19 protein-coding genes and 3 tRNA genes are annotated in these 23,571 nt (G+C 64.9%); 15 read left to right on the top strand and 7 right to left on the bottom strand.

Annotation, left to right across the window (positions count from 1 at the left end; genetic code table 11):
- Positions 1-28 precede the first annotated feature (28 nt).
- Positions 29-119: transfer RNA gene (locus F615_RS0101630), tRNA-Ser, on the top strand.
- A gap of 222 nt (positions 120-341) precedes the next feature.
- Here the strand turns inward: F615_RS0101630 and F615_RS0101625 are convergent.
- From F615_RS0101625 to F615_RS0101615, 3 genes are all read right to left on the bottom strand, one after another.
- On the bottom strand, positions 342-1,523 hold the full coding sequence (locus F615_RS0101625) for a branched-chain amino acid ABC transporter substrate-binding protein (RefSeq protein WP_033370852.1): 1,182 nt from the start codon (positions 1,521-1,523) through the stop codon (positions 342-344).
- Positions 1,524-1,729: 206 nt separating this feature from the next.
- A complete protein-coding gene (locus F615_RS0101620; RefSeq protein ID WP_019559426.1) occupies positions 1,730-2,182 on the bottom strand; it encodes a DNA polymerase III subunit chi in 453 nt (150 codons plus the stop codon).
- A gap of 14 nt (positions 2,183-2,196) precedes the next feature.
- Positions 2,197-3,657, bottom strand: coding sequence for a leucyl aminopeptidase (locus F615_RS0101615; RefSeq protein WP_026329934.1), 1,461 nt, complete (start codon positions 3,655-3,657; stop codon positions 2,197-2,199).
- Between the two features lie 26 nt (positions 3,658-3,683).
- Between F615_RS0101615 and lptF the strand changes: the two genes are divergently transcribed.
- From lptF to F615_RS0101590, 5 genes are read left to right on the top strand one after another with little or no spacing between them, the layout of a single operon-like run.
- Positions 3,684-4,793: an LPS export ABC transporter permease LptF gene (lptF, locus tag F615_RS0101610; protein WP_019559424.1), complete on the top strand. Its 1,110-nt coding sequence runs from the start codon at positions 3,684-3,686 to the stop codon at positions 4,791-4,793.
- On the top strand, positions 4,790-5,902 hold the full coding sequence (gene lptG / locus F615_RS0101605) for an LPS export ABC transporter permease LptG (protein WP_019559423.1): 1,113 nt from the start codon (positions 4,790-4,792) through the stop codon (positions 5,900-5,902). The genes lptF and lptG overlap by 4 nt, the downstream gene beginning before the upstream one ends.
- 10 nt (positions 5,903-5,912) lie before the next feature.
- A complete protein-coding gene (locus tag F615_RS0101600) occupies positions 5,913-6,287 on the top strand; it encodes a sirohydrochlorin chelatase (RefSeq protein WP_019559422.1) in 375 nt (124 codons plus the stop codon).
- A 60-nt stretch (positions 6,288-6,347) separates the two neighbouring features.
- Positions 6,348-7,304 (top strand): CysB family HTH-type transcriptional regulator, encoded by a 957-nt coding sequence (locus tag F615_RS0101595; protein WP_019559421.1) that lies wholly within the window; start codon positions 6,348-6,350, stop codon positions 7,302-7,304.
- Positions 7,305-7,312: 8 nt separating this feature from the next.
- Positions 7,313-8,479, top strand: coding sequence for a pyridoxal phosphate-dependent aminotransferase (locus F615_RS0101590; protein WP_019559420.1), 1,167 nt, complete (start codon positions 7,313-7,315; stop codon positions 8,477-8,479).
- 32 nt (positions 8,480-8,511) lie between these two features.
- Here the strand turns inward: F615_RS0101590 and F615_RS0101585 are convergent, their stop codons facing one another.
- On the bottom strand, positions 8,512-10,587 hold the full coding sequence (locus F615_RS0101585) for a type IV pilus assembly protein FimV (protein WP_156824504.1): 2,076 nt from the start codon (positions 10,585-10,587) through the stop codon (positions 8,512-8,514).
- A gap of 213 nt (positions 10,588-10,800) precedes the next feature.
- Here F615_RS0101585 and F615_RS0101580 point away from each other — a divergent pair, with 213 nt between their 5' ends.
- Together F615_RS0101580 and F615_RS0101575 are read left to right on the top strand one after the other, a co-directional pair.
- On the top strand, positions 10,801-11,580 hold the full coding sequence (locus tag F615_RS0101580) for an oxepin-CoA hydrolase, alternative type (protein WP_019559418.1): 780 nt from the start codon (positions 10,801-10,803) through the stop codon (positions 11,578-11,580).
- A gap of 30 nt (positions 11,581-11,610) precedes the next feature.
- Positions 11,611-12,327, top strand: coding sequence for a histidine phosphatase family protein (locus F615_RS0101575; RefSeq protein WP_026329933.1), 717 nt, complete (start codon positions 11,611-11,613; stop codon positions 12,325-12,327).
- Here F615_RS0101575 and F615_RS0101570 read toward each other — a convergent pair.
- Positions 12,315-13,094, bottom strand: a complete 780-nt coding sequence (locus F615_RS0101570; protein ID WP_019559416.1) for a class II aldolase/adducin family protein — start codon at positions 13,092-13,094, stop codon at positions 12,315-12,317. The genes F615_RS0101575 and F615_RS0101570 overlap by 13 nt on opposite strands.
- 92 nt (positions 13,095-13,186) lie before the next feature.
- Here F615_RS0101570 and F615_RS0101565 point away from each other — a divergent pair, with 92 nt between their 5' ends.
- The 6 genes from F615_RS0101565 (at position 13,187) to F615_RS0101540 (ending at position 17,683) form a co-directional block, all read left to right on the top strand.
- Positions 13,187-13,894, top strand: coding sequence for a Crp/Fnr family transcriptional regulator (locus F615_RS0101565; protein ID WP_019559415.1), 708 nt, complete (start codon positions 13,187-13,189; stop codon positions 13,892-13,894).
- A 58-nt stretch (positions 13,895-13,952) separates the two neighbouring features.
- Entirely contained in the window at positions 13,953-15,029 is a 1,077-nt protein-coding gene (locus F615_RS0101560) for a phosphotransferase family protein (RefSeq protein ID WP_019559414.1), read from the top strand.
- 27 nt (positions 15,030-15,056) lie between these two features.
- Positions 15,057-16,274: an acyl-CoA dehydrogenase family protein gene (locus F615_RS0101555; RefSeq protein ID WP_019559413.1), complete on the top strand. Its 1,218-nt coding sequence runs from the start codon at positions 15,057-15,059 to the stop codon at positions 16,272-16,274.
- Between the two features lie 139 nt (positions 16,275-16,413).
- On the top strand, positions 16,414-17,106 hold the full coding sequence (locus F615_RS0101550) for a glutathione S-transferase N-terminal domain-containing protein (protein WP_019559412.1): 693 nt from the start codon (positions 16,414-16,416) through the stop codon (positions 17,104-17,106).
- Between the two features lie 53 nt (positions 17,107-17,159).
- Positions 17,160-17,573, top strand: a complete 414-nt coding sequence (locus tag F615_RS0101545; protein WP_019559411.1) for a VOC family protein — start codon at positions 17,160-17,162, stop codon at positions 17,571-17,573.
- A gap of 33 nt (positions 17,574-17,606) precedes the next feature.
- Positions 17,607-17,683, top strand: a tRNA-Arg gene (locus F615_RS0101540).
- Between the two features lie 481 nt (positions 17,684-18,164).
- Here the strand turns inward: F615_RS0101540 and F615_RS0101535 are convergent.
- A tRNA-Pro gene (locus F615_RS0101535) sits at positions 18,165-18,241 on the bottom strand.
- Between the two features lie 37 nt (positions 18,242-18,278).
- The gene (gene hrpA, locus F615_RS0101530) at positions 18,279-22,103 is read right to left on the bottom strand and encodes an ATP-dependent RNA helicase HrpA (protein WP_019559410.1); all 3,825 of its coding nucleotides are present in this window, start codon (positions 22,101-22,103) and stop codon (positions 18,279-18,281) included.
- Positions 22,104-22,196: 93 nt separating this feature from the next.
- Here hrpA and argA point away from each other — a divergent pair, with 93 nt between their 5' ends.
- Positions 22,197-23,537 (top strand): amino-acid N-acetyltransferase, encoded by a 1,341-nt coding sequence (gene argA, locus F615_RS0101525; protein ID WP_019559409.1) that lies wholly within the window; start codon positions 22,197-22,199, stop codon positions 23,535-23,537.
- Positions 23,538-23,571 lie beyond the last annotated feature (34 nt).

Raw genomic sequence — 23,571 nt, 5'->3', positions numbered from 1 at the left:
TCGGCCGTTGGGCCGCCACGAACAGCCCGGAGAGGTGGATGAGTGGTTTAAGTCGCACGCCTGGAAAGCGTGTGTGGGTGAATAGCCCACCGCGGGTTCGAATCCCGCCCTCTCCGCCAGAACCCCGCATGTAGCCTTTGCTCTGCGGGGTTTTGCGTTTCATGGGCCCGTCGATCGCAGCACTGCTGCTCCCATGGCGGCAGAAGTCGGCCTTGCCGCCAGGCGCCCCAGCCCAAGCAAAACGGCGAGGGAAGGACAAGAACAATGAATGGAGGGGGCAAGAAAAAAGAAGGGGGCGTCCTGCTGGACGCCCCCCGTTTAGAGGATCGGCGGCTCAGAGATCAGCGAATCACGGCCAACTGCTCGCGCTGACCGCCCTTGTAGGTGTACAGAGTCAGAGCACCGTTCTTGATGTCGCCCTTTTCGTCGAAGGTGATGGTGCCGGTCACGCCCTTGTACTCGATCTTGGCCAACTCAGGCAGGTACTTGGCCGGATCGGTCGAGTCGGCCTTCTTCATGGCCTCGACCATGACCATGGTGGCGTCGTACACGTACGGAGCGTAGATCTGCACGTCCACACCAAACTTCTGCTTGAATTTCTCCTTGAACGCATCGAGACCGGCCTTCTGCTCGCCTTCGACACCACCGGCCTCGGCGCAGTAGACCTGCTCATCGGCCATGCTGCCGGCAGCCAGCTTGGGCAGTTCGCCCGTGCAGATGCCGTCACCGCCCATGAACTTGGCGTTGATGCCCAGCGACTTCATCTGGCGCAGCATCGGGCCGGCCACGGCGTCCATGCCACCGTAGAAGACGATGTCGGGGTTCTTGCCCTTGATGGTGGTCAAGATGGCGGTGAAGTCCGTGGCCTTGTCATGGGTGAACTCGCGCGCCACGACGTTGCCGCCGGCTTCCTTGACCCCCTTCTCGAACTCGTCGGCCACGCCCTGGCCGTACGCGGTACGGTCATCGATCACCGCGATGGACTTGCCTTTCAGGGTATTGACGGCATAACGGCCCAGCGTACCACCCAGGTGAACGTCGTCAGCCACGACACGGAAGGTGGTCTTGAAGCCCTGGCGGGTGTAACGGGGGTTGGTGGCCGAGGGCGAGATTTGGGGAATGCCCGCGTCGCTGTAGATCTTCGAGGCGGGAATGGTGGTGCCGGAGTTGAGGTGGCCGATCACGCCCTTGACGCCCGAGTCGACGAGCTTCTGGGCGGCTGCCGTGCCCTGCTTGGGGTCGGCGGCATCGTCTTCGGCCAGCAGCTCGAACTTGATCTTCTTGCCGCCGATGACTAGCCCTTGGGCGTTGAGTTCGTCGATCGCCAGACGCGCGCCCAACTCGTTGTCCTTGCCCAAGTGCGCGATCGCACCGCTGGTCGGGCCCACATGGCCCAAGCGAACCACCTCCTCACTGACGGGAGCCGCCGCGGGCGCAGCCGCTGCAGGCGCCTCCTCCTTCTTCCCACATGCGGCCAGGCCAGCCAAGGCAACCGCTGTTGCCAAGAGAGTCAGCTTCTTCATAGATGTCCTTGAAAAATGAGCTGTGAACTTGAGTCGGGCGCGACCTCAGCGCGCCTGAGGTTGAAAAAAAGCAATGTATAACAGTTTGCGCTGAAATCGCCTTGGCATTGCCCCTGATTGCTGTTGCGTCTGCGTCACGCTTCGAAACGACCCCTGGCGCGTCATGATGGTGCGCGGTCGAGCCGGGGCATGAACCGGCGTGGCGATCAGGGCTGCTTGGCGCGTTGGCCCGCGTCGATGGACTCGACGGCGTGCCCACACGACCGGTAGTGCATCCAGCGCCGTCGGGCATCCCGGCGGTCTTCCTCCTCGAGGCCGACCAGCTCGATCAAGCGCGCGAAGGTATCGTAGGCGGCCGGCACCCCACCGCCCAGGTTCACCAACACCTCACGGTGAGGCACATCGCTGGGATTGGGCGCCAGCCACACGGGGGTGTGAGCGGCCAGCCGTCGGCCCACCGGCCCCTCGGGCAAGGGCCATCGAACATGGGGGAGGAATTCGACCGAGTCGAACACCCACAAGGCCCGGTCGAGCTCGGCCACCTCGGCCTCGCGCCCCGCCACGGCGACACGGACCCCGGAACGGATGGCCTTGCGCAGCAGCCGACAGGCATAAGCCAGCTTGTCGGACAGGTTGAAATGAAAGGCGATGTCCGTCACGGCACCCGCGGCGCTCAGCGCGCCTGGTTCAGCAGATATCGCGTCAGCAAAGCCACCGGGCGGCCCGTGGCCCCTTTGGCCGCTCCGCTCTTCCAGGCCGTGCCGGCAATGTCCAAATGGGCCCACCGGTACTTCCCGGCAAAGCGCCGCAGAAACATGGCCGCCGTGATCGCCCCGCCGGCCCGACCGCCGACATTGGCCATGTCGGCGAAGTTGCTCTTGAGGGCCTCGTCGTATTCCTCGTCCAGCGGCATGCGCCAGCAGGTGTCCAAAGCCTCTCGACCGGCCGTCTGCAAGGCCTCGGCCAATGCATCGTCGGCCGTGAACAGGCCGCTGTGGTGGTGCCCCAAGGCAATCACGCAAGCACCGGTGAGGGTGGCGATGTCCACCACCGAGGCCGGCTTGAAGCGCTCCGCGTAGGTCAGCGCATCACACAGGATGAGGCGGCCTTCCGCATCGGTGTTGAGGATCTCGATCGTCTGGCCCGACAGGCTGGTGACCACGTCACCGGGCTTGACCGAGCGGCCGTCGGGCATGTTTTCGCAGGCCGGAATCAGCCCCACGACATTGACTCGAGGCTTGAGCTCGGCCAGAGCGCGCATGGTGCCCAGCACGCTGGCTGCGCCACTCATGTCGAACTTCATTTCGTCCATCTCGGCGGCAGGCTTGATCGAGATGCCCCCGGTATCGAAGGTGATGCCCTTGCCCACCAGCACATGGGGGGGCTCGCCCCGACGCCCCCCGTCGTAACGCATCACGATGAACCGCAAGGGCTGCTCCGAGCCTTGGGCCACGGCCAAGAAAGCCCCCATGCCCAGCTTTTCGACCGCCTTGCGGTCGAGCACCTCGACCTTCAGTCCGTGGGCCCGGCCCAAGCGACGCGCCTCGTCGGCCAGATGGGTCGGCGTGCAGTGATTGCCGGGTCGGTTGGCCCATTCGCGCGCCACGGCCACCCCCAGGCCAATGGCACGGGCCTGCGCCAAATCGTGCTGCACGGCCTTGAGCCCGTCCTTGCCCACCAGCAGGCTCACCTTGGACACCGCAGGCGCCGGGGGAGCGCTGGGTTTGGTGTGACGATAGACGTAGACGGCCTCCTCCAGCGCGCTGACCAAGGCGTGTGCGTGTGCGCACGACCAGCTCGCCTGAGGCGGCAGGGTCACCGCCAGGTGACGCGCTGCGCTGTGCTTGAGCGCTGGCATCGCTGCGCTCAGCGCGTGGCGATACGCCTTGGCCGAGCCATCGGCAGCCACCGTGAACACCAGACGGGGCGCACGCAGTCCGGCTGGGCGGTGCAGGTAGAGGCTACGGCCTGCCTTGAGGGCGAGATCTTGGGTTTTCAAAGCATCGGCCAGCAGACCGGCCAGTGGGGCGGGCAAGTCCTGCGACGACAAGGCCGCGTTCAAGACGACCACCATGGCGTCGCAAGGGGTTTCAGCCCACAGGGCCGGTGAGGAGGGAAGCGCTCGAAAGTCCATAATGCGACCATTCATTCGGTGCGCCGATGTTATTCGATTCCTCCGTCCGTAAAGAGCTGAGCCGCAGTTTTGGCGCGACCCTGGTGGTGCTGCTGACCATCGTGCTGACGATGATGTTGATCCGCACCCTCGGTCAAGCGGCCAGTGGCGCCGTCTCCCCGCAACACGTGGTGCTGCTGCTGGGCTACACGGTGTTGGGCTACCTGCCTTCGATCCTCGCGCTGTCGCTGTTCGTCGCCACGGTGAGCACGCTGTCACGCATGTACCGAGACAGTGAAATGGCCGTGTGGTTCGCCAGTGGGGTGCCGCTGAGCCGCTTCACCCGACCGGTGTTGAGACTGGCCGCCCCGGTGCTGGCCGTCATCGCCGTGCTGGCGCTGCTGGTATGGCCCTGGGCCAACCAGAGCATCTCGGAGCTGCGCGCACTTTATGAACGTCGCTCGGATCTGTCCCGGGTCGCCCCAGGGCAGTTCCAGAGCTCCAGCGATGGTCGACGGGTGTTTTTCATCGAACGCAACACGGACGAAGGTCGTGTCGGACGCAACGTGTTCGTCCTCACGCGCGATGAAGGCCGCGAGACCGTGACCACCGCCAGCCAGGGGCGCATCGAGCTCGACGGCGAGGATCGCTATCTCGTGCTGGAGGCCGGACAGCAAACCGACCACGACCTGCGCACCGGCAAGCGTCGGGTCGCGCAATTCGAAACCTATCGCATCCTGGTAGACGACAAAGTCCGTCCGCAAGAACCGGTGCTGGCGCCGCGAGCCCGCTCGAGCCTGTCACTGTGGTTGGACCCGCAGCCGCGCCATCTCGGCGAGCTGACCTGGCGCTTGGGTTTGCCGCTGACGGCCTTCAATCTGATCCTGCTGGGCGTGGGCCTGTCGGCCACCTCGCCTCGCCGAGGAACGAGCTGGAATCTGATGTTCGCGTTGTTGACGTTCGTCGTGTATTACAACTTGCTCAACCTCACGCAGGCATGGGTGTCCATCGGTCGTTTGAGCCCGATGGCCGCGCTGCTGGCCGTGCATGGCAGCGCGGCCGTGTTGGCGCTGGCCCTGTTGCGCTGGCGCGAGCATGGGTGGCGCGGTTTGCTGCCCGGGCTGCGTCCAGCCGCTGCATCGGAGGGCCGGGCATGAAGACCGTGCGCCGCCTGCTCTACAAGGACATCCTGACATCGATTGCCTTCGTCGCGGTGGCCTTCCTCGCACTGTTTTATTTCATCGACGTGGTCGATGAACTGGAGCGGGTGGGCCGCGGAGGCTACCGACTGCACCAGGCCCTGTGGTACTGCGCCCTGCTCTTGCCCGGCCACCTTTATGTGCTGATGCCGATTGCGGTGCTGATTGGCACCATCTATTCGATGGCCCGCATGGCACAGTCCTCGGAATACACCATCTTGCGCGTCAGCGGCCTCGGCCCACGGCGTGCGCTGAGCCTTTTGCTGGGGCTCGGGCTGATGTTCGCCGCCCTGACCTTCGTGCTGGGGGATTACCTCGCCCCTTACAGCGACCGCCAAGCGCATGCAGTGCGGACGATGGCGCGCGGACAAACGGTGTACGGCCAAGCCGGCACATGGTTGAAGGACCGGCTGCTCACCCCCGAGGGTGAACGCAGCTACTCGGTGCAAGTCACCGCCGCGGGCCCCGATGGGCGCCTTAGGCAGGTGCGGCTGTACGAATTCGACACCCGGGGACGCCTGGTGGGGCAATTGCAGGCCCAGTCGGCCACCGTCGATGACGAAGGGGTCTGGACGATGTCCGACGTGCAACGCAGCCGCTGGCAGCCCGAGCCCGATTCGGGGGATTTGCAGGTCATCGAGGAGCGGCTCGACCGGCTTCAGTGGCGCAGCACGCTCACGCGCAACGTGGTGGTGGCCGCCGTACGGCCGCCCAGCGAAATGTCGGCGTTGGACCTGTTTCGCTACATGACCCACCTGACCGACAATGAGCAAGCCGCGCAACGCTACGAAATCCAGTTCTGGAAGAAAGTGCTCTACCCCTTGGCCTGCCTGGTGATGGTGATGCTGGCCCTGCCCTTTGCCTATCTGCACAGCCGCGCCGGCGGTATCAGCCTCAAGGTGTTCGGCGGCATCATGCTGGGGATCAGTTTCGTCCTGCTCAATAACGTCTTCACCCACATCGGGTTGCTGCAAGACTGGACGCCATGGCTGGCGGCGGCCACCCCCAGTGCGGTGTACTTCTTGTTGTCGCTGCTGGCCTTCAACTGGCTGGTGCGCTATCGATGAACGATCGACCATGACCCGGCCCGGCATTGTGTTACTGGCTCATGGCGCACGCGACCCGGCTTGGGCTCGCCCGTTCGAGGCCGTGCGTGCGCGCTTGGCCGAGCTGCAGCCGCAAGCCGCCGTGGCCTTGGCTTACCTCGAGTTCATGAGCCCCGACCTGCTTCAAGCCGGTCAGGCGCTGGCAGCCCAGGGATGCACCGCGGTGCGCGTGGTGCCGCTGTTCCTTGGCACGGGAGGCCATGTCCGCAAAGACCTGCCGCAGCTCATCGAGCAATTGCGCCAGCGCCATCCAGACGTGCGATGGGTCCTTGCGCCGGCCATCAGTGAGCACCCGGCCATGGTCGAGACGATGGCTCGCGTGGCAGCCGAATCCTCCGAGCCCTGAGCTCGGCGAGCTTCATTCTTCAATGTCATAATTCGAGCTTCCCAAATACGGTCTCGAAATATGAACTTGCACCAGTTCCGCTTCGTCCAGGAAGCCGTTCGGCGCAATCTCAATCTCACCGAGACCGCCAAGGCGCTTTACACCTCCCAACCCGGCGTGTCCAAGGCCATTCTCGAACTGGAGGAGGAGCTCGGTGTGGACATTTTTGCCCGGCACGGCAAGCGTCTGAAACGCATCACCGAGCCAGGGCAGGCCGTGCTGAAATCCATCGAGATCATCATGCGCGAGGTCGGCAACCTCAAGCGCATCGGTGAGGAGTTCTCCAAGCAAGACGCCGGGACCCTGTCGATTGCCACCACCCACACCCAGGCGCGCTACGTCCTGCCCACGCCGGTGGCCCAGTTGCGCAAACGCTTTCCCAAGGTCAGCGTCAGCTTGCACCAAGGCACGCCGGAACAGGTGGCACAGATGCTGCTCGAGGAAACCGCCGAAGTGGGGCTGGCCACCGAATCGTTGGCCAACTTCGAGGATCTGGTGACCCTGCCCTGCTATGAATGGACGCACGTGGTGGTATTGCCATCGCAGCACCGGCTGGCCGCTTCGCAGCGGCTGTCGCTCGACGACTTGGCCAGCGAGCCGCTGATTTCCTATCACCCATCCTTCACCGGACGCACCAAGATCGACCAGGCCTTCGCGCAGCGCCGGCTCAAGCCCAATATCGTGCTGGAAGCGATCGACTCCGACGTGATCAAAACCTACGTCCGCCTGGGACTGGGCGTGGGTATCGTGGCCGAGATGGCCGTGCGTGACGACCCGACGTTCAACAGCCCGGGGGGCGATTTGGTGTGGCGCCCAGCAGGCCATCTCTTTGGACACAACCTCGCCCGTATCGCCTTCAAGCGCGGGGCCTACCTGCGCAACTTCGTCTATGCCTTTGCCGAGCTGATCTCCGAGCGCCTGAACCGCAACCTCATCATGCGGGCCATGGGCGGCGAGTCCAGTTCGTACGAGCTTTGAACCCGCCCATGAACGCCATTGCCCAACTCACGAGTCGGCTGCCCAAAGTCGGCACCACCATTTTCACCGTGATGTCGGCCCTCGCTCAGGAGCATGGCGCCGTCAATCTCGGCCAAGGATTCCCCGATTTTGATTGCGACCCACGGCTGCTCGATGCGGTCAATGCCGCCATGCGTGCCGGCCACAACCAGTATCCGCCGATGGCTGGGGTGCCTGCGCTGCGCGAGGCCATCGCCACCAAGATCCAGACCCTCTACGGTCGCACGTACGATCCGGGCAGCGAAATCACCGTGACGGCCGGCGCCACGCAGGCCATCCTGACGGCCATCCTGGCCGTGGTACATCCGGGCGACGAAGTGATCGTGCTCGAACCCTGTTATGACAGCTACGAGCCCAACATCGAGCTGGCCGGCGGCAAAGCCGTCTTCGTCCCCTTGGGTCGCTGCGGGCAGGTCGGCGATTTCCGACCCGACATCGAGCGCATCGCCGCAGCCATCACGCCACGCACACGCGCGCTCATCCTCAACACCCCCCACAATCCCAGCGCCACGGTCTGGGCGGCCGAGGACATGCAGGCGCTGGCCGAGCTGCTGCGCCCAACCCCGATCGTGGTCATCAGCGACGAGGTTTACGAGCACATGGTGTTCGACGGGCGGCAACACGAAAGCGTCGCGCGCCACCCGGGCCTGGCCGAGCGCAGCTTCATCGTCTCCAGCTTCGGCAAGACCTACCATGTGACCGGCTGGAAGGTGGGTTACGTGGTCGCCCCAGCGCCTTTGATGGCCGAGTTCCGCAAAGTGCATCAGTTCAACGTGTTCACCGTGAACACCCCGATGCAGCACGCGCTGGCCGCCTACATGGCCGACCCCGCCCCCTACCTCGAACTGCCCGCGTTCTACCAGCGCAAGCGCGATCTGTTCCGCGATGGGCTGGCTGGAACCCGCCTGCGGTTGTTGCCCTCCGAGGGCAGCTATTTCCAATGCGTGGACTACAGCGCCGTCAGTGACCTCGCGGAGCCCGCCTTTTGTCGCTGGCTCACCACCGAGGTGGGCGTGGCGGCGATCCCGCTGTCGGTGTTCTACCATGATGGCACGGACCGCAAGCTCGCACGCTTTTGCTTTGCCAAGCGCGACGACACGCTGCAACAAGCCCTGGAGCGGCTGGCCAAGCTGTGAACACCAAAGAGCCGCGGCGCCTGCCGCGCGGCTCAGCCGGAACGCCCCCGGTCCTCAGGATCGGGCGCTGGAACGTCGATGGGCTCGAACTCGATGAGCCGTGAATCGGCCGGGGCGTCCGTCTCCTGGCCCCTGTCTGCGCTCGCTGGCGCCGCCGCCTCTGCAAGGTCCAGATGCAGGTCGACGGCCGCCTCCTGCGCGGCCTGGGCAGGTGAGCGCCCCCCCGTGTGTCCGTTGGCGCTGGGCTCCAATCGGCTCCCGTAGGGCTCTTGCGGCTCATCCAGAGGCAGCAGCACGTCCACGAGCTCTCCGGTGGACTCGAGTTGCACACGCTCGCGTGCGATGCCGTAGAGCATCAACAACTCGCGGTACGCCGGCAAATCGAAGCCTTTCGAACCCGCGTCGCCTCGAAGCAAGGAGGCCTGCAAAACCTCGATCGCCCTGACCGGCGTTTCCCACAGGGCTTGCAGCCGGTCGATCACCGTCGGGTACTCTTCCAGCGAGCGCCCCGCCCCCAAGCCCTCCTCCCAAGCAGGGGCGTAGGCATTGAACCGTCGGTTGAACTCCTCGCGAACCTCGTCATAGGCCTGGCGCTCACCGCGACGCTTGTAGATTTCCAGCAGCTTCATGTAAGGCATGGGACTGGGATCGCGGTGCTCGCGCAGGTGGCCGCGCAGCAACTCGATGGCCGACTCGTCCTGGCCAAGGACGATGAAAAACTCGGCCTGCTGCTCCAGGTCGATGAGTTCTTCCACCGCCACTTTCCCTGGGTCGGCATCCCCATGCACGGACGGCGGCACCGGTGCCGTCGCCACCGCCGCGGCCGCCGGCTCACGCACGACCGCCTGTGGCGACGCAGGCCCCGACGGCTCGGCAACCACCAAGGGCGGGCTCGTGATCGCCTGCGACGGTGTGGCCCCAGGAGGCGCCTCCCCGACGGCCGCCGTCGCGCGGCTGGACGGCTCACCGAGCGCTGCACCAACCGACGCACCGCCCCCCGGATCGGCCTGCAGGCTGCCCAAGGCCGAAGGGCGCCACCAAGCGCCAGGAGCTGGGCTGCGTCGTCGCGCCATCCACACCATCCCTGCGGCCAGCGCCACGCACAACACCAGCAAGGCATACACCAGAGGGTTGGCATACCGCTCGGCCTGCGCTTGCCGCAGGCTGGCTTGCAAGCCCTCCAGCGCCTGCCGTGTGGCCGCAGATTCCTGGCGCAAGGCCTCCAGACTCTGCTCCAGCTGGCGCAGCCGCTGCGCTTCCTGCGCAGCCTGCTCCGGCGTGGTGCTCAGCGCCCGCCACAATGCAGCGGCGGCTTGCCGGTCTTCGTCGCGGACCGCATCGGCCTGACCCAAGACGGTCGACAGCTGCAACTTGGGCGTGCTGAACAGCTCGGCATCGATCGGGTCCAGCCTGAGTCGCGGCTGTTCGACCGCAGCGCCCCGCGCTGGAGCCGACCGCGCGGCCGACCGCGGGGCTGGCGCGGTCACCGCAGGCGCACTTCGGGAGCGCGAGGCTCCGCGCGCGTCTGCCCGATCGCGAGACCTGCGCCCTTGCGGTCTGGCATCGGCCGCAGCGGAAGACTGCGCCGACATCCTGCCGACCGAAGACGGCGCGGCGGCCGCCGGCGGCGCTGCCGTCGCCGGCCCCGTCGATGGGCGAGTGACCGCCGGTGCCGCAGCGGCCTGGGGTGAGGACTGCACGGCCGGAGGATCGGCGAAAACCACGAACTGCCGAGACAACCTGGTCTTACAGCCCACCGTGATGTCCACGGTGACGATGGGCTCGCTGACCGGCGATTGCGTGCTCACTCGCACGATGCGGCGCGAAGGCGAGCCGACTGCATCCTTTGCCGAGTCCCATTGCGTGCGCACCTGGCTGCCACCCAGACGCACCTCCCCAAACGACACCTCGGCGCGCAGACAATCGGCTTCGGCCACCTCCTCGGGTTCGATACGCACCTCGGCCGTGAAATCGAGCGCTTGCCCCAGCACCACCTGGTGGCTGGCTTGCCCGAAGCCCAGGGCGTGAACACCGCCGTGCGTGGCCAGCAGGGCCAAGCACCAGGCATACCAAAAGGGGCGTCGGTGACGGATGGAGCGATCGTGCATGCGGCGGTCATCACGCAAGTGCACAAACTCTAGCATGCCGGCCATGGCCATCGACATTGGCCGTGCGCCGCTGCCCACCGGTGCTTGCCGTGGTTGGCCTGACGTGGATCGCTCTCCAACGGCTTGCCTGGGCCCGCAAGCCGCCCAGACGCTGCATGACAGGCTCGTGCACAATGAATCCCACCGATCTACAGACGCAGTGCGAGACCGCCCATGGCCAGCGAACTTCTCACCGAACGCATCGACCGCACCTTGGTGCTCACCCTCAGCGACCCGCAGACACGCAATGCGCTGTCGGAGGAAATCACCGCCGCTGGCGTCGAGGCTCTGAACGTGGCCGAGTCGTCCGACGAGGTGCGTAACGTCGTGATCACCGGTGCAGCCGGGACGTTCTGCGCCGGGGGCAATCTGCAACAGTTGCAGCGCAATGCCCAGCTCGGCCCCGAGGTTCAGACCGCGCGACTCGAACGGTTTCATCGCTGGATCGAGGCGATCCGCACGTTTCCCAAACCGGTGATCGCCGCCGTCGAAGGCGTGGCCGCCGGCGGCGGATGCTCCCTGGCCTTGGCCTGCGACCTGATCGTCGCCTCACGCGAGGCCCGCTTCACCTTGGCCTACAACCGCATCGGCCTCTCGCCGGACGGCGGAGCAACCTGGCACTTGATGCAAATGCTGCCGCGGCCCATGGTCACCGAGCTGCTGTGGCTGTGTGAGCCGGTGACGGCCGAACGCCTGCATGGCCTGGGCCTTGTCAACCGGGTGACAGACAAGGGCCGCGCATTGTCCGAAGCTCTGGCCCTGGCAGGACGCCTGGCCGAGATGGCGCCCAATGCACTGGCCAGCAGCAAGGAACTGCTGAACCTCTGGCCCTCACGCACCCTGCCCCAGCAACTCGACGCCGAACGGGACAACTTTGTCGACAACCTGCTGCACCCCAACGCCCGAGAGGGCATTGCCGCCTTCTTCGACAAGCGCCCTGCGCGCTTCGGCTGAGCCGTGCGCATGGACGGTCTGGAGCCGGCCATGACGTCGCGCCTGCCCCGCCGCAGGCGCCTGTATCTCATGCGCCATGGGTCGGTCGACTACTTCCTGCCCGACGGCACCCCGGTGCCGCCAGACACCGTGGCGCTCAATGCCGCAGGCCGTATGCAGGCCGATGCGGCCGGCACGCTGTTTGGCCAAACCGGCGTGCGCTTCGATCGCGTCTGGGCCAGCGGGTTGCCGCGCACCGTGGAGACGGCCGAGCGTGTCCTGCGAGCAGGCGGACAGCAGCTGCCCATCGCCATCGACGAGGCGTTGCAAGAGATCCGCCCAGGCCGCTTGGCCGACATCCCGCGCGAGCGCGTGCGCGACGCCTTCCTGGGCGCCTTTCAAGGCGTGACCGACGAGTCCGCACGCTTTCTCGGTGGCGAGTCGGTCGGCGAAATGCTCGACCGCATCCTGCCCGCCTTCCAGGCCATCCTGGACGACCCAAGCTGGGACCAAGCTCTGTTGGTCTTGCACGGTGCCGTCAACCGCGGGCTGCTGTCGTATGCCCTGGCGGGGCGACGCTGCTTTCTGGGCCGCCTGGAGCAAGCCCCGGCCTGCATCAATATCCTGGACGTGGGGGAAGACGACCTGGTCGTGCGCGCCATCAATTTGGCCCCCACGCGCTGGCTGCACGCAGACGAGCGACTGACCACGATGGAAAAGCTGCTTGCTCAGTACCTGCGTCTGGACGCCGACGCTCAGCGCGCATAACCGGGGTTGCGCCGATCCAGCCGCCGCAACAAGCCGGGCCAAGCCAGCGCCCCGGCGCCCTGCCCCCGCGTGACTTGCCGCGCTTGCTGCGCCGACGTGCGAATGATCTGCGGATCGACCGTCACCAATTCGCCCCCACCGGCCAGTGCACGAACCTGGATCGTGCACACCGTCTCGAACAGGTACATCGCCAAGAACGCGTCGGCCACCGTCGGCCCGACCGTCAAGAGGCCGTGGTTGCGCAGCATCAAATAGGTGTTGTCGCCCAAGTCCCGCACGAGCCGCGGCTTTTCCTCCTCGCGCAAGGCCACGCCCTCGTAGTCGTGATAGCCCAAACTGCCGAGCACGAAGATCGACTGTTGCGACAGCGGCAATATCCCCTGCTTCTGAGCGGAGACGGCAATCCCGTTGAGGGAATGGGTATGCAGCACACAATGCGCGTCATGGCGGGCCGCGTGAATGGCACTGTGGATGGTGAAACCTGCCGGGTTGATCTCGGACGGCGTGTCATCGAGTTTGCGACCAGACAGATCGACCCGCACCAGGCTGGATGCCGTGATCTCCTCGAACAGCAAGCCATAAGGGTTGATCAGGAACTGATCGTCGGCTCCCGGCACGCGCGCCGTGATATGAGTAAAGACGAGATCGTCCCAGCCGAACAGGGCCACCAGGCGGTAGGCCGCAGCCAGGTCCACGCGGGTGCGCCACTCGGCTTCACTCACGCGATCCCTGAGCGAGGGCAGGTCGTCGATCGATGGGGTCTTCATGGGGCTCTCAACCATGGTTTGTCTCCTCGGGCATCGGTGCATGGACAATAGGGGCAGCATCGACCGCCGTTCTGTCACGTCAGCGACAAAACATGCACAGCCCCATTCTTACAATCGCCGAACGCAACACCATCGAGTCCGGCCCTTGGTTCTCCAAGCTTTCTCCCGCTCTGCGCCAGGCCATCTTGTCCCGCGCCTCGGTGCGCCGCTTGAGCGATGGGACCTTGCTGTCCTCACGCGGCGAACCGGCCAGCGAATGGATTGGCGTGGCCAAGGGAGCGGTGCGCGTGAGTTCGGTATCGCTGTCGGGCAAGCAGGTCACCCTCACCTATGTGGAGCCCGGTGTATGGTTCGGCGACATCGCGCTCTTCGATGGACTGCCACGCACGCACGATGCCCACGCGCATGGCGACACGACCTTGCTCGTGGTGCGCAAGCCCGACTTCAAGGAACTGCTGTCGCAGCATGTGGAGTTGTACGACGCCTTGCTGCGACTGAACTGTCGGCGCCTGCGCCTGATGTTCAATATCGTCGAAGACCTCAACACCCTGCCGCTGGCCGCGCGTCTGGCCAAGCAGCTCCTGCTGCTGGTGCGCACCTATGGCGTCCCCCAGGGCGAGCACGAGATTCGCATCGGCTTGCAGCTCGCCCAAGAGGATCTGGCCCAACTGCTTGGTGCCTCGCGGCAACGGGTCAACCAAGAGCTCAAAGCCCTGGAACGCGAGGGCGCCGTTCGCATCGAGCCCACGCGATTGATCGTGCTGTCGCGCGAAAAGCTGATGGCCATCGCCGAACGCTAGCAGCCGGCCGAGCCCCATCTGGCGGCCGGCTCGAATCGGACCTCGACAGGAACGCCTGATGGAAGCCAACACCGGAACCCGACCCGTGGCCGAGCAGCATCGTTTCGACGTCGCTGCCCTCGAAGCCTACCTCCGCGCCCATCTGCCAGACTTTTCCGGCCCCCTGAGCGTCGAGCAGTTCAAGGGGGGACAGTCGAATCCCACCTACAAACTCACCACGCCCACGCGCCACTATGTCATGCGCGCCAAACCGGGGCCGGTGGCCAAATTGCTGCCCTCGGCCCATGCGATCGAACGCGAGTTCACCGTGATGCGCGCCTTGTATGGCACCGACGTGCCCGTGGCACGCATGCACGTGCTGTGCGACGATGAATCCGTCATCGGCCGGGCCTTCTACATCATGGAGTACGTGGAAGGCCGTGTCTTCTGGGACCAATCGCTGCCGGCGCTGTCCGCTGCCGAACGGGGGGCCATCTACGATGAGATGAACCGCGTGATCGCCGCGCTGCACTGCGTGGACTTTCAACGGCTCGGCTTGGCCGATTACGGCAAGCCCGGCAACTACTTCGAGCGTCAGATCGCTCGCTGGACCAAGCAATATCAAGCCTCCATCACCGAGCCGATCGAGGCGATGGACCGGCTCATCGAATGGCTGCCGGCCCATATCCCGCACAGCGCCCGCGACGACGCCCAGATGTCGATCGTGCACGGCGACTACCGCCTGGACAACCTCATCTTCCATCCCAGCGAGCCCCGCGTGCTGGCCGTGCTGGACTGGGAGCTGTCCACCATCGGCCATCCGCTGGCCGATTTCAGTTACCACTGCATGTCCTGGCACATCCCGCCGGGGGCGTTTCGAGGCATCGGCGGCCTGGATCTGGCGGCCTTGGGCCTGCCCAGCGAAAAAGACTACGTGCGCCGCTACTGCGAGCGTACCGGCCGCACCGACCCCGACGCCGTGATGGCCGACTGGAACTTCTACCTGGCCTACAACCTGTTCCGCATCGCCGCCATCCTGCAAGGCATCGCCAAGCGGGTGGTCGATGGCACGGCTTCGAGCGCGCAAGCCCGGCAGGCCGCCGCGGGCGCTCGCCCCTTGGCCGAAATGGGCTGGCGCTTCGCCATGCGCGGCTGAGCATCGACATCCACCGACGGAGACACCATGGACTTCGCATACACCCCCAAAACCCAGGCCCTGCGCGAGAAGCTGCTGGCCTTCATGGATGAACACATCTACCCTGCCGAGGCTCGCTACGACGAGGAGTTGGCTGCCAACACTGCTGCCGGCAAGCGCTGGACGCCCCTGCAGCTCATCGAAGAACTCAAAGTCAAAGCACGTGCGGCCGGTCTGTGGAATCTGTTCCTGCCGGAAAGCGAATACGGCGCCGGCCTGCTCAACCAGGAATACGCGCCGCTGGCAGAAATCATGGGGCGCGTGCCTTGGGCCAGCGAGGTCTTCAACTGCTCGGCCCCCGATACCGGCAACATGGAAACCCTGGTGCGTTACGGCACGCCCGAGCAGAAGAAGCAATGGCTCGAACCGCTGCTGGAGGGCAAGATTCGCAGCGCATTTGCCATGACCGAACCCGCGGTCGCCTCCTCCGACGCCACCAACATCGAATCGCGCATCGAGCGCCAAGGAGATGAATACGTCATCAATGGCCGCAAGTGGTGGACCTCGGGCGCCGGTGATCCGCGTTGCAAGCTCTACATCTTCATGGGCAAAACCGACCCGACGGCCCCCAAGCACAACCAGCAGTCGATGATCTTGGTGCCGGCCGACACCCCGGGCATCAAGGTGCTCAGGCCCTTGCATGTGATGGGTTACGACGACGCTCCCCATGGCCACATGGAGGTGCTGTTCGAAAACGTGCGTGTACCTGCCAGCAACATCCTGCTCGGCGAGGGCCGAGGCTTCGAGATCGCACAAGGACGCCTGGGCCCTGGACGCATTCACCACTGCATGCGCCTCATCGGCCTGGCCGAGCGTGCGCTGGAACTGATGTGCAAGCGCGCCTCCACGCGCGTGGCCTTCGGCAAGACGATCGCCCAACAGACCGTCACCCAGGAGCGCATCGCCGAGGCCCGGTGCATGATCGAACAAGCCCGGCTACTGACCATGAAAGCCGCCTGGATGATGGATGTGGCTGGCAACAAGACGGCCAAGCTGGAAATCGCCATGATCAAGGTCGTCGCGCCCAGCATGGCCTGCAAGGTCATCGACTGGGCCATGCAGGTGCACGGTGGGGCAGGCATGTGCCAAGACTTTCCGCTGGCCAACTTCTATGCCCATGCCCGCACGCTGCGCTTTGCCGATGGCCCGGACGAAGTCCATCGCAACGCCATCGCCAAGTGGGAGCTCGGTCGGCACGCGGCGTGACCCCTCTGAGCATGCCCCTGCCAGTGACGCCCGCCCGAGTGCGGGCGTTTTTCTGGGCACGCCGCCACACGACATGCCCAGATCGGCTAGATTGGCAGCTCTTGCACGAGCAACCCATGTCGCCGACGGAGGTCTGTCCATGATCGAGGTGTATTCCTGGGCCACGCCCAACGGACACAAAGTTCACATCATGCTCGAAGAGTGTGGGCTGCCCTACAAAGTCGTGCCCATCGACATCGGCGCTGGCGATCAGTTCAAGCCCGAATTCCTGGCCATCAGCCCCAACAACAAAATCCCGGCGATCATCGACCCCGACGGCCCCGACGGCCGGCCCATCTCGCTGTTCGAATCCGGCGCCATCCTGCTGTACCTGGCAGGCAAGACCGGACGCTTCCTGCCCGCCGACACGCGGGGCAAATACGAAGTCCTGCAGTGGCTCATGTTCCAAATGGGCGGGGTGGGTCCGATGCTGGGGCAGGCTCATCATTTCCGCCTCTATGCGCCGCAGAGAATCGACTACGCCATCGAACGCTACACCAACGAAGCCCGGCGTCTGTACGCCGTCATGGACAAGCGCTTGGCCAACAGCCGCTACATCGGCGGGCCCGAGTACAGCATTGCCGACATCGCCATTTTTCCTTGGCTGCGTTCGTGGAAAAACCAAGGCATTGACTGGAACGACTATCCCCACCTGAAAGGCTGGTTCGACGAGATCGCCGCTCGACCGGCCGTGCAGCGCGGCGTGGAAGTGCTGGCCGAGCGGCGCAAGCCCATCACCGACGACAAAGCCCGCGAAGTGCTGTTTGGTGCCGAGCAATACCGCCGTCATTGATCCATCGAGAGCCGTCCCTGCGTGACGCCCCTGCCCTCCTGACCCTCCTGGCCATGCGCAGCCTCTTCCATCTTGCCTACCACGTACACGACCTCGACGCCGCACGGCGCTTTTACGCCGGGGTGCTGGGATGCCGGGAAGGCCGCAGCACCGACACCTGGGTCGATTTCGACTTTTTCGGCCACCAGATCTCGCTGCATCTGGGCAAGCCCTTTACCACCACCAACACTGGCCGTGTCGGCTCGCATCTGGTGCCCATGCCACACCTGGGCGTGGTCTTGGAGCTGCCCGACTGGCAAGCCTTGGCCGAGCGCCTGCGCGCTGCCGGCGTCGAATTCGTGCTCGAACCCCAAGTGCGGTTCGAAGGCGAACCCGGCGAGCAATGGACCATGTTCTTTCGCGACCCTTCCGGCAACCCGATCGAGATCAAGGGCTTCCGCTCACTCGACACCGTTTACGACCACTGACGCACCTTGCGCGCCACGTAGAATCCCAAGCATCTGCCCGTAGCTCAACTGGATAGAGCAGCTGCCTTCTAAGCAGCAGGTCGGGGGTTCGAGTCCCTCCGGGCAGGCCAGATCACATCCGCCTGGCCGTTGCCTCCAAGGCCGACGGTGATCCACAGATCCTGTGGATAGCTCTGTGAAAACGCCGGGGATGCCTTGCGACAGCCCCGTATTCATCGGCCCTCTGGCTGGGCTGCACAAATTTTCAGCAAGCAGCCCACCGCACCATGTCCACGGTCCACACTTCGCCCAGACGAAGGGGGCCGTGCCCTCCAGCGCCGCAGCACACCGGCGCGGCACGGGTCGGCCGCATCGCACACCAGCCAACTCGATCGCAGGTGCGACGTCGGGGTGCGGTGGTGTGGCCAACGAACGGCGGCCTGGCAGCCGCGCTGCCGGCGCCAGATCAAGGGAAATGTCAGGAGGGGGATGCGCGGATCCAAAGACGTGCGGCCGATGCCATCGATCCCATCGGCCGCCCCGCCGAGCCTACGAACCACTGGGCATCGAGCGTCAAGGCGGCCAAGCACCGGCAAGGACCCACCGAGATGATGGTCGGGGTGACACGATTCGAACGTGCGACCCACTGCTCCCAAAGCAGTTGCGCTACCAGGCTGCGCTACACCCCGAAGACGTCTATTGTAGACCGGCGCCGACGTTCGTGGCTCAGCCCAGGAGCTGGGTCCATGCCTTTTCCAAGCGTTTGACCGACACCGGCTGGGGGGTGCGCAGCTCTTGAGCGAACAGGCTGACGCGCAGCTCCTCAAGCAGCCAGCGAAACTCGTCGAGCCGAGCATCGCTTCGGCCCTTGAGTTCGGCCAATCGGCGCAAGTAGCGCTGTTCCAGCGGTTTGAGCTCGGCCAGCCGCGCGGCATCTCGTGCCGGGTCGGCGCGCAGCTTGTCCAGCCGCAAGACCATGGCTTTGAGATACCGGGGAACGTGTGCCAACTGGGCGTAAGGCGTTGCGGCCAGGAAACGCTTGCCCATGAGTCGCTGCAGCTGTGCGGTCAAGTCTTCGACCACCTCCTTAGGGGGGCGGCTGTCTTTGAGCTTGCGCTGAACGGCCTGATACTCCGTCAGCACCACACCCGCCAGGCGCGCGACTTCCTGTGCGATCAGGTTCAGACGTGGTCGTCCTTGCTCGATACGGGCGCGAAACGCGGCTTCATCCAGCGGCAGGGGCTCGTGGATGAAGGCGCGGTCCAGCGCGACCTCGATGATTTGCTCGCGCAACTCCTCGGCCGTGCCCAGGCTCATGTAGGCCACGGCCATGCGTTGCAGGTCGGGGATGTTCTTCTCCAGGTATTTCAGTGGGTCCCGGATCTGCAACGCCACCAAACGTCGCAAGCCTGCGCGATGGCGCTGTGCAGCGACTTCGGGCTCGTCGAAAACCTCGATCTCGACATGGCTGCCTTTGTCGATGAGTGCTGGAAAGCCCACCAAGGTCTGCGTGCCGCGCTGCAGTTCCATCAGCTCGGGCCACGGGCCGAAAGTCCAATCGGTGTAGCGTTGCACGGCCGCAGCCGCCGGGGCCGCAGCTTGCTGTGCCGACGCCGCCTTCGGTTCGGTGTCGCCCTTGGCCACAGCGGCCCCGAGGGCTGATCCCAGCTTCAATGCCGCCAGAGCCTGAAACGCCCCTCGCGCCTGCGCCCCCAGCTCAGCCTTGAGCGCTGCCAGATGTCGGCCCATGCCCAATTGGCGTCCATGTTCATCGACCACCCGAAAGTTCATGAAAAGATGCGGCGAGAGCATCTCCAACTTGAAGTCGGCGCGCTTGACATCGAGCTGCGTGCGCTCGCGCACGGCTTGCAACAACGCCTCCAGCAAGGAACCCTGAGCGAAAGGGTGGCTGTCGATGAAAGCCTGCGCGAACTCCGGCAGCGGCACCAAGCGGGCACGAGGTTTCTGAGGCAGGCTTTTGAGCAACGCGAGCACCTTGTCCTTGAGCATGCCCGGCACCAGCCACTCGCAGCGCTCTTCGGCCACTTGGTTCAGCGCGTAGATCGGCACGGTCACCGTCATGCCGTCCTTCGCATCCCCGGGCTCATGCAGATAACTCACCGTGCAATCGATGCCACCCAGGCGCACCGTTGGAGGAAAGGCCTCGGTCGTGATGCCCGCGGCCTCATGGCGCATCAGCTCCTCCTTGGTCAGCATCAACAACTTGGGGTTGCGCGCGCTCTCACTGCGGTACCAGCGCTCGAAGCTGGCCCCGCTGCACACCTGCGGCGGGATCTGCTGGTCGTAGAAGGCGTAGATCAGCTCTTCATCGACCAGCACATCCTGGCGACGCGATTTGTGCTCGAGCTCTTCGACCTGACGGATCAATTTGCGGTTGTGGGCCAAGAACGGCAGTTTCGTGTCCCACTGCCCGGCCACCAAGGCCTCACGGATGAAGATCTCGCGTGCCGCCACCGGATCGACCCGCCCGAAGTTCACCCGCCGCTGGTTGTAAATCACCAGCCCGTACAGTGTGGCTCGCTCCAGCGCCACCACCTCAGCGACCTTCTTCTCCCAATGCGGATCCAGCAGCTGGGTCTTGAGCAGATGCCCGGCGACCCAGGGAATCCATTGCGGCTCGATCGCAGCCAGCCCCCGCCCATACAGCCGGGTGGTCTCGACCAACTCGGCTGCCACCAGCCAGCGTCCGGGCTTTTTGCTCAGACGCACCGCAGGGTGACGCCAGAACTTGATGCCCCGAGCCCCCAGGTACCAATCGTCCTCGTCGCTCTTGCAGCCCACATTGCCCAGCAGTCCGGCCAACATGGCCACATGGATCTGCTCATAGGTGGCCGGGCTGGTATTGAGCTTCCAACCATGCTCGGCCACCACCGTGTGCAGCTGGGCGTGGATGTCGCGCCATTCGCGCACGCGGCGCGGCGAAATGAAATGCTCGCGCAACAGCTGCTCGTATTGGCGGTGCGACAGACGGTGGGCCCCATGCCCGCCGCGGCTGTCTTCCAGCCACTTCCACAGCTTGAGATAGCCCATGAACTCCGACTTCTCGTCGTCGAATTGGCGATGCTTCTGGTCTGCGGCCTGCTGCTGATCCAGCGGACGATCACGCACATCCTGCACGCTCAAGGCCGCGGCAATCACCAACACCTCGGTCAGAGACTGGCGCTGCCGCGCCTCCAGGATCATGCGCCCGACGCGGGGGTCTAGCGGCAGCCTCGCCAGTTCTTTGCCGATAGGGGTGAGTTCGTTGGACTCATCCACCGCGTTGAGCTCGGCCAACAAGGCATAGCCGTCTGCAATGGCCTTGCGTGGCGGAGGCTCCAGGAAGGGAAACTCCTCCACCGGCCCCAAGCCCAGCGCCTTCATGCGCAAAATCACGCCGGCCAACGAGGAGCGCAGAATCTCCGGATCGGTGAACCGCGGTCGACTGGCAAAATCCTTCTCGTCGTACAGACGGATGCACACACCATTGGCCACTCGCCCGCAGCGGCCGGCGCGCTGCTGGGCCGCCGCCTGACTGATGGGCTCGATCTGCAGTTGCTCCACCTTGTTGCGGTAGCTGTAGCGCTTGACCCGCGCCAAGCCGGAGTCGATCACATAGCGAATGCCCGGAACCGTCAGCGAGGTTTCGGCCACGTTGGTGGCCAGCACGATGCGCCGTCCGTCGCTGGGCTCGAACACCCGGTCTTGTTCGGCCTGAGACAAGCGTGCGAACAGTGGGAGGATCTGTGCATGCCGGTGCGCCGGCTGGTGCGACAAATGCCGGCGCAAATGATCGGCTGCTTCCCGAATTTCCCGCTCGCCAGGCAGAAACACCAAAATGTCGCCCGGCCCTTCGCGCCACAGCTCGTCCACCGCATCGGCAATCGCATCCTGAAGGTCGTAGTCGCGGCGCTCCTCGAAAGGCCGCCAGCGCAGCTCCACCGGATACAGCCGCCCGGACACATGGATGACCGGCGCAGGCCCCTGGCGGCCGGCAAAGTGCTGTGCAAAGCGCTCGGCATCGATCGTGGCCGAGGTCACGATCACCTTCAGATCGGGCCGTCGCGGCAAGATCTGTCGCACATAGCCCAACAGGAAATCGATGTTCAGGCTGCGTTCGTGCGCCTCGTCGATGATGAGCGTGTCATATGCGCACAGCAGCGGGTCGGTCTGCGTCTCGGCCAACAAAATGCCATCGGTCATCAGCTTCACGGAAGCCCCAGGCGACAACCGATCCTGAAACCGCACCTTGTAGCCCACGATCTCGCCCAGCGGAGAATTCAACTCCTGCGCGATGCGCTTGGCCACGCTGGAGGCGGCGATGCGGCGGGGCTGGGTATGACCGATCAGGCCCGTTCCCCCGGCGCCACGGCCCCGCCCCAGGGCCAGCGCGATCTTGGGCAACTGGGTGGTTTTGCCCGAGCCCGTCTCGCCACAGACGATCACCACTTGATGGTCCTGGAGCGCCCGCGCGATCTCCTCGCGCTTGCCAGACACCGGCAGCGACTCGGCAAAGGTGATCGGTGCAATGGGGTGAGCAGCCCGCTCCATGCGGGGCCGTAGGCTGGAACTCATCGGCTCGTGCAAAATTCGCCATTATTTCAAAGCAAGCGCATCCATGCGCTCCCCCGCCCGACCACCGCCATGAGCCTCGTCTTTCCCCACACTTTCGTCCCGTGGTTCCGCTCGGTGGCCCCGTACATCCACGCCTACAAGGGCAAGACCTTCGTGGTGGCCCTGGCCGGCGAAGCGATTGCAGCGGGCAAGCTCAACGCCTTCGTTCAAGACTTGGCCATCCTGCACGCCATGGGCATCAAGCTCGTGCTGGTACACGGCTTTCGCCCCCAACTGACCGAGCAGCTTCGGGCCAAAGGACACGAATCGCGCTTTTCCCACGGCATCCGCATCACCGACCCCATCGCCCTGGACTGCGCCCAAGAAGCCGCCGGCCAACTGCGTTTCGAAATCGAAGCGGCATTCTCCCAGGGCTTGCCCAACACCCCCATGGCCAACTCGACCGTGCGCGTGATCTCGGGCAACTTTCTGACCGCCCGGCCAGTGGGCATCGTCGACGGCGTGGACTTCATGCACAGCGGTGTCGTACGCCGGGTCGATGCTGGCGCGATTCAACGCACCATCGACACTGGCGCGATCGTGCTGCTGTCGCCCTTTGGCTTTTCGCCCACCGGCGAGGCGTTCAACCTCACGATGGAAGATGTGGCCACCAGCACCGCGGTGGCCCTGCAGGCCGACAAACTCATCTTCATGACCGAGGTGCCCGGCATCCGCGAAAATCCCAACGATCCCGAAAGCCCCATCGACACCGAGCTGGCACTGGCCGACGCCCAGCGTCTGCTGGCCCAGCTGCCCAGTCCGAGCCAACCCACCGACACCGCCTTTTATCTGCAACATTGCGTCAAGGCCTGCCTGGGCGGGGTGGAGCGCTCGCACATCCTGCCGTTTTCGGTCGATGGTGCCGTGCTGCTCGAGGTCTACACCCACGACGGTATTGGCACCATGGTGGTCGACGAAAAGCTGGAAAGCCTGCGCGAAGCCACGGTGGACGACATCGGCGGCATCCTCCAGCTCATCGAACCTTTCGAACAAGACGGCACCCTGGTCAAGCGCAGCCGCACTGAGATCGAACGCGACATCGGCCACTACACCGTGATCGAGCACGACGGAGTGATCTTCGGTTGCGCAGCCCTCTACCCTTACCCCGAGGCCCGCACCGGCGAAATGGCCGCGCTGACCATCTCGCCGCAGGTGCAAGGCCAGGGAGACGGCGAACGCATCCTCAAGCGCATCGAGCAGCGCGCCCGCGCCATGGGGCTGGAAAGTCTTTTCGTGCTGACCACGCGCACGATGCACTGGTTCATCAAGCGCGGCTTCAGCGAGGTCGACCCCGATTGGCTGCCCGAGGCCCGCAAGCGCAAATACAACTGGGACCGCCGCTCCAAGGTGTTGGTCAAACGCCTGCGCTGAGGCCTCGACAAATGCGCAAGGCGCGTCGGGTCAT

The sequence above is a fragment of the Caldimonas manganoxidans ATCC BAA-369 genome (assembly GCF_000381125.1).
Lineage (GTDB): Bacteria > Pseudomonadota > Gammaproteobacteria > Burkholderiales > Burkholderiaceae_C > Caldimonas > Caldimonas manganoxidans.
The sequence above is the reverse complement of the archived record's forward strand: the minus strand, read 5'-3'. Positions and strand labels throughout refer to the sequence as shown.

Bases quoted from the DNA above. Each gene is read 5' to 3' on its own strand.
- F615_RS0101625 (WP_033370852.1), bottom strand. From the start codon at position 1,523: ATGAAGAAGCTGACTCTCTTGGCAACAGCGGTTGCCTTGGCTGGCCTG.
- F615_RS0101565 (WP_019559415.1), top strand. From the start codon at position 13,187: ATGCACAGCCCCATTCTTACAATCGCCGAACGCAACACCATCGAGTCC.
- F615_RS0101545 (WP_019559411.1), top strand. From the start codon at position 17,160: ATGCGCAGCCTCTTCCATCTTGCCTACCACGTACACGACCTCGACGCC.
- F615_RS0101555 (WP_019559413.1), top strand. From the start codon at position 15,057: ATGGACTTCGCATACACCCCCAAAACCCAGGCCCTGCGCGAGAAGCTG.
- argA (WP_019559409.1), top strand. From the start codon at position 22,197: ATGAGCCTCGTCTTTCCCCACACTTTCGTCCCGTGGTTCCGCTCGGTG.
- F615_RS0101570 (WP_019559416.1), bottom strand. From the start codon at position 13,094: ATGAAGACCCCATCGATCGACGACCTGCCCTCGCTCAGGGATCGCGTG.
- lptG (WP_019559423.1), top strand. From the start codon at position 4,790: ATGAAGACCGTGCGCCGCCTGCTCTACAAGGACATCCTGACATCGATT.
- lptF (WP_019559424.1), top strand. From the start codon at position 3,684: ATGTTATTCGATTCCTCCGTCCGTAAAGAGCTGAGCCGCAGTTTTGGC.
- F615_RS0101550 (WP_019559412.1), top strand. From the start codon at position 16,414: ATGATCGAGGTGTATTCCTGGGCCACGCCCAACGGACACAAAGTTCAC.
- F615_RS0101580 (WP_019559418.1), top strand. From the start codon at position 10,801: ATGGCCAGCGAACTTCTCACCGAACGCATCGACCGCACCTTGGTGCTC.
- F615_RS0101585 (WP_156824504.1), bottom strand. From the start codon at position 10,587: ATGCACGATCGCTCCATCCGTCACCGACGCCCCTTTTGGTATGCCTGG.
- F615_RS0101600 (WP_019559422.1), top strand. From the start codon at position 5,913: ATGACCCGGCCCGGCATTGTGTTACTGGCTCATGGCGCACGCGACCCG.
- F615_RS0101590 (WP_019559420.1), top strand. From the start codon at position 7,313: ATGAACGCCATTGCCCAACTCACGAGTCGGCTGCCCAAAGTCGGCACC.
- F615_RS0101595 (WP_019559421.1), top strand. From the start codon at position 6,348: ATGAACTTGCACCAGTTCCGCTTCGTCCAGGAAGCCGTTCGGCGCAAT.
- F615_RS0101615 (WP_026329934.1), bottom strand. From the start codon at position 3,657: ATGGACTTTCGAGCGCTTCCCTCCTCACCGGCCCTGTGGGCTGAAACC.
- F615_RS0101575 (WP_026329933.1), top strand. From the start codon at position 11,611: ATGACGTCGCGCCTGCCCCGCCGCAGGCGCCTGTATCTCATGCGCCAT.
- F615_RS0101560 (WP_019559414.1), top strand. From the start codon at position 13,953: ATGGAAGCCAACACCGGAACCCGACCCGTGGCCGAGCAGCATCGTTTC.
- hrpA (WP_019559410.1), bottom strand. From the start codon at position 22,103: ATGGAGCGGGCTGCTCACCCCATTGCACCGATCACCTTTGCCGAGTCG.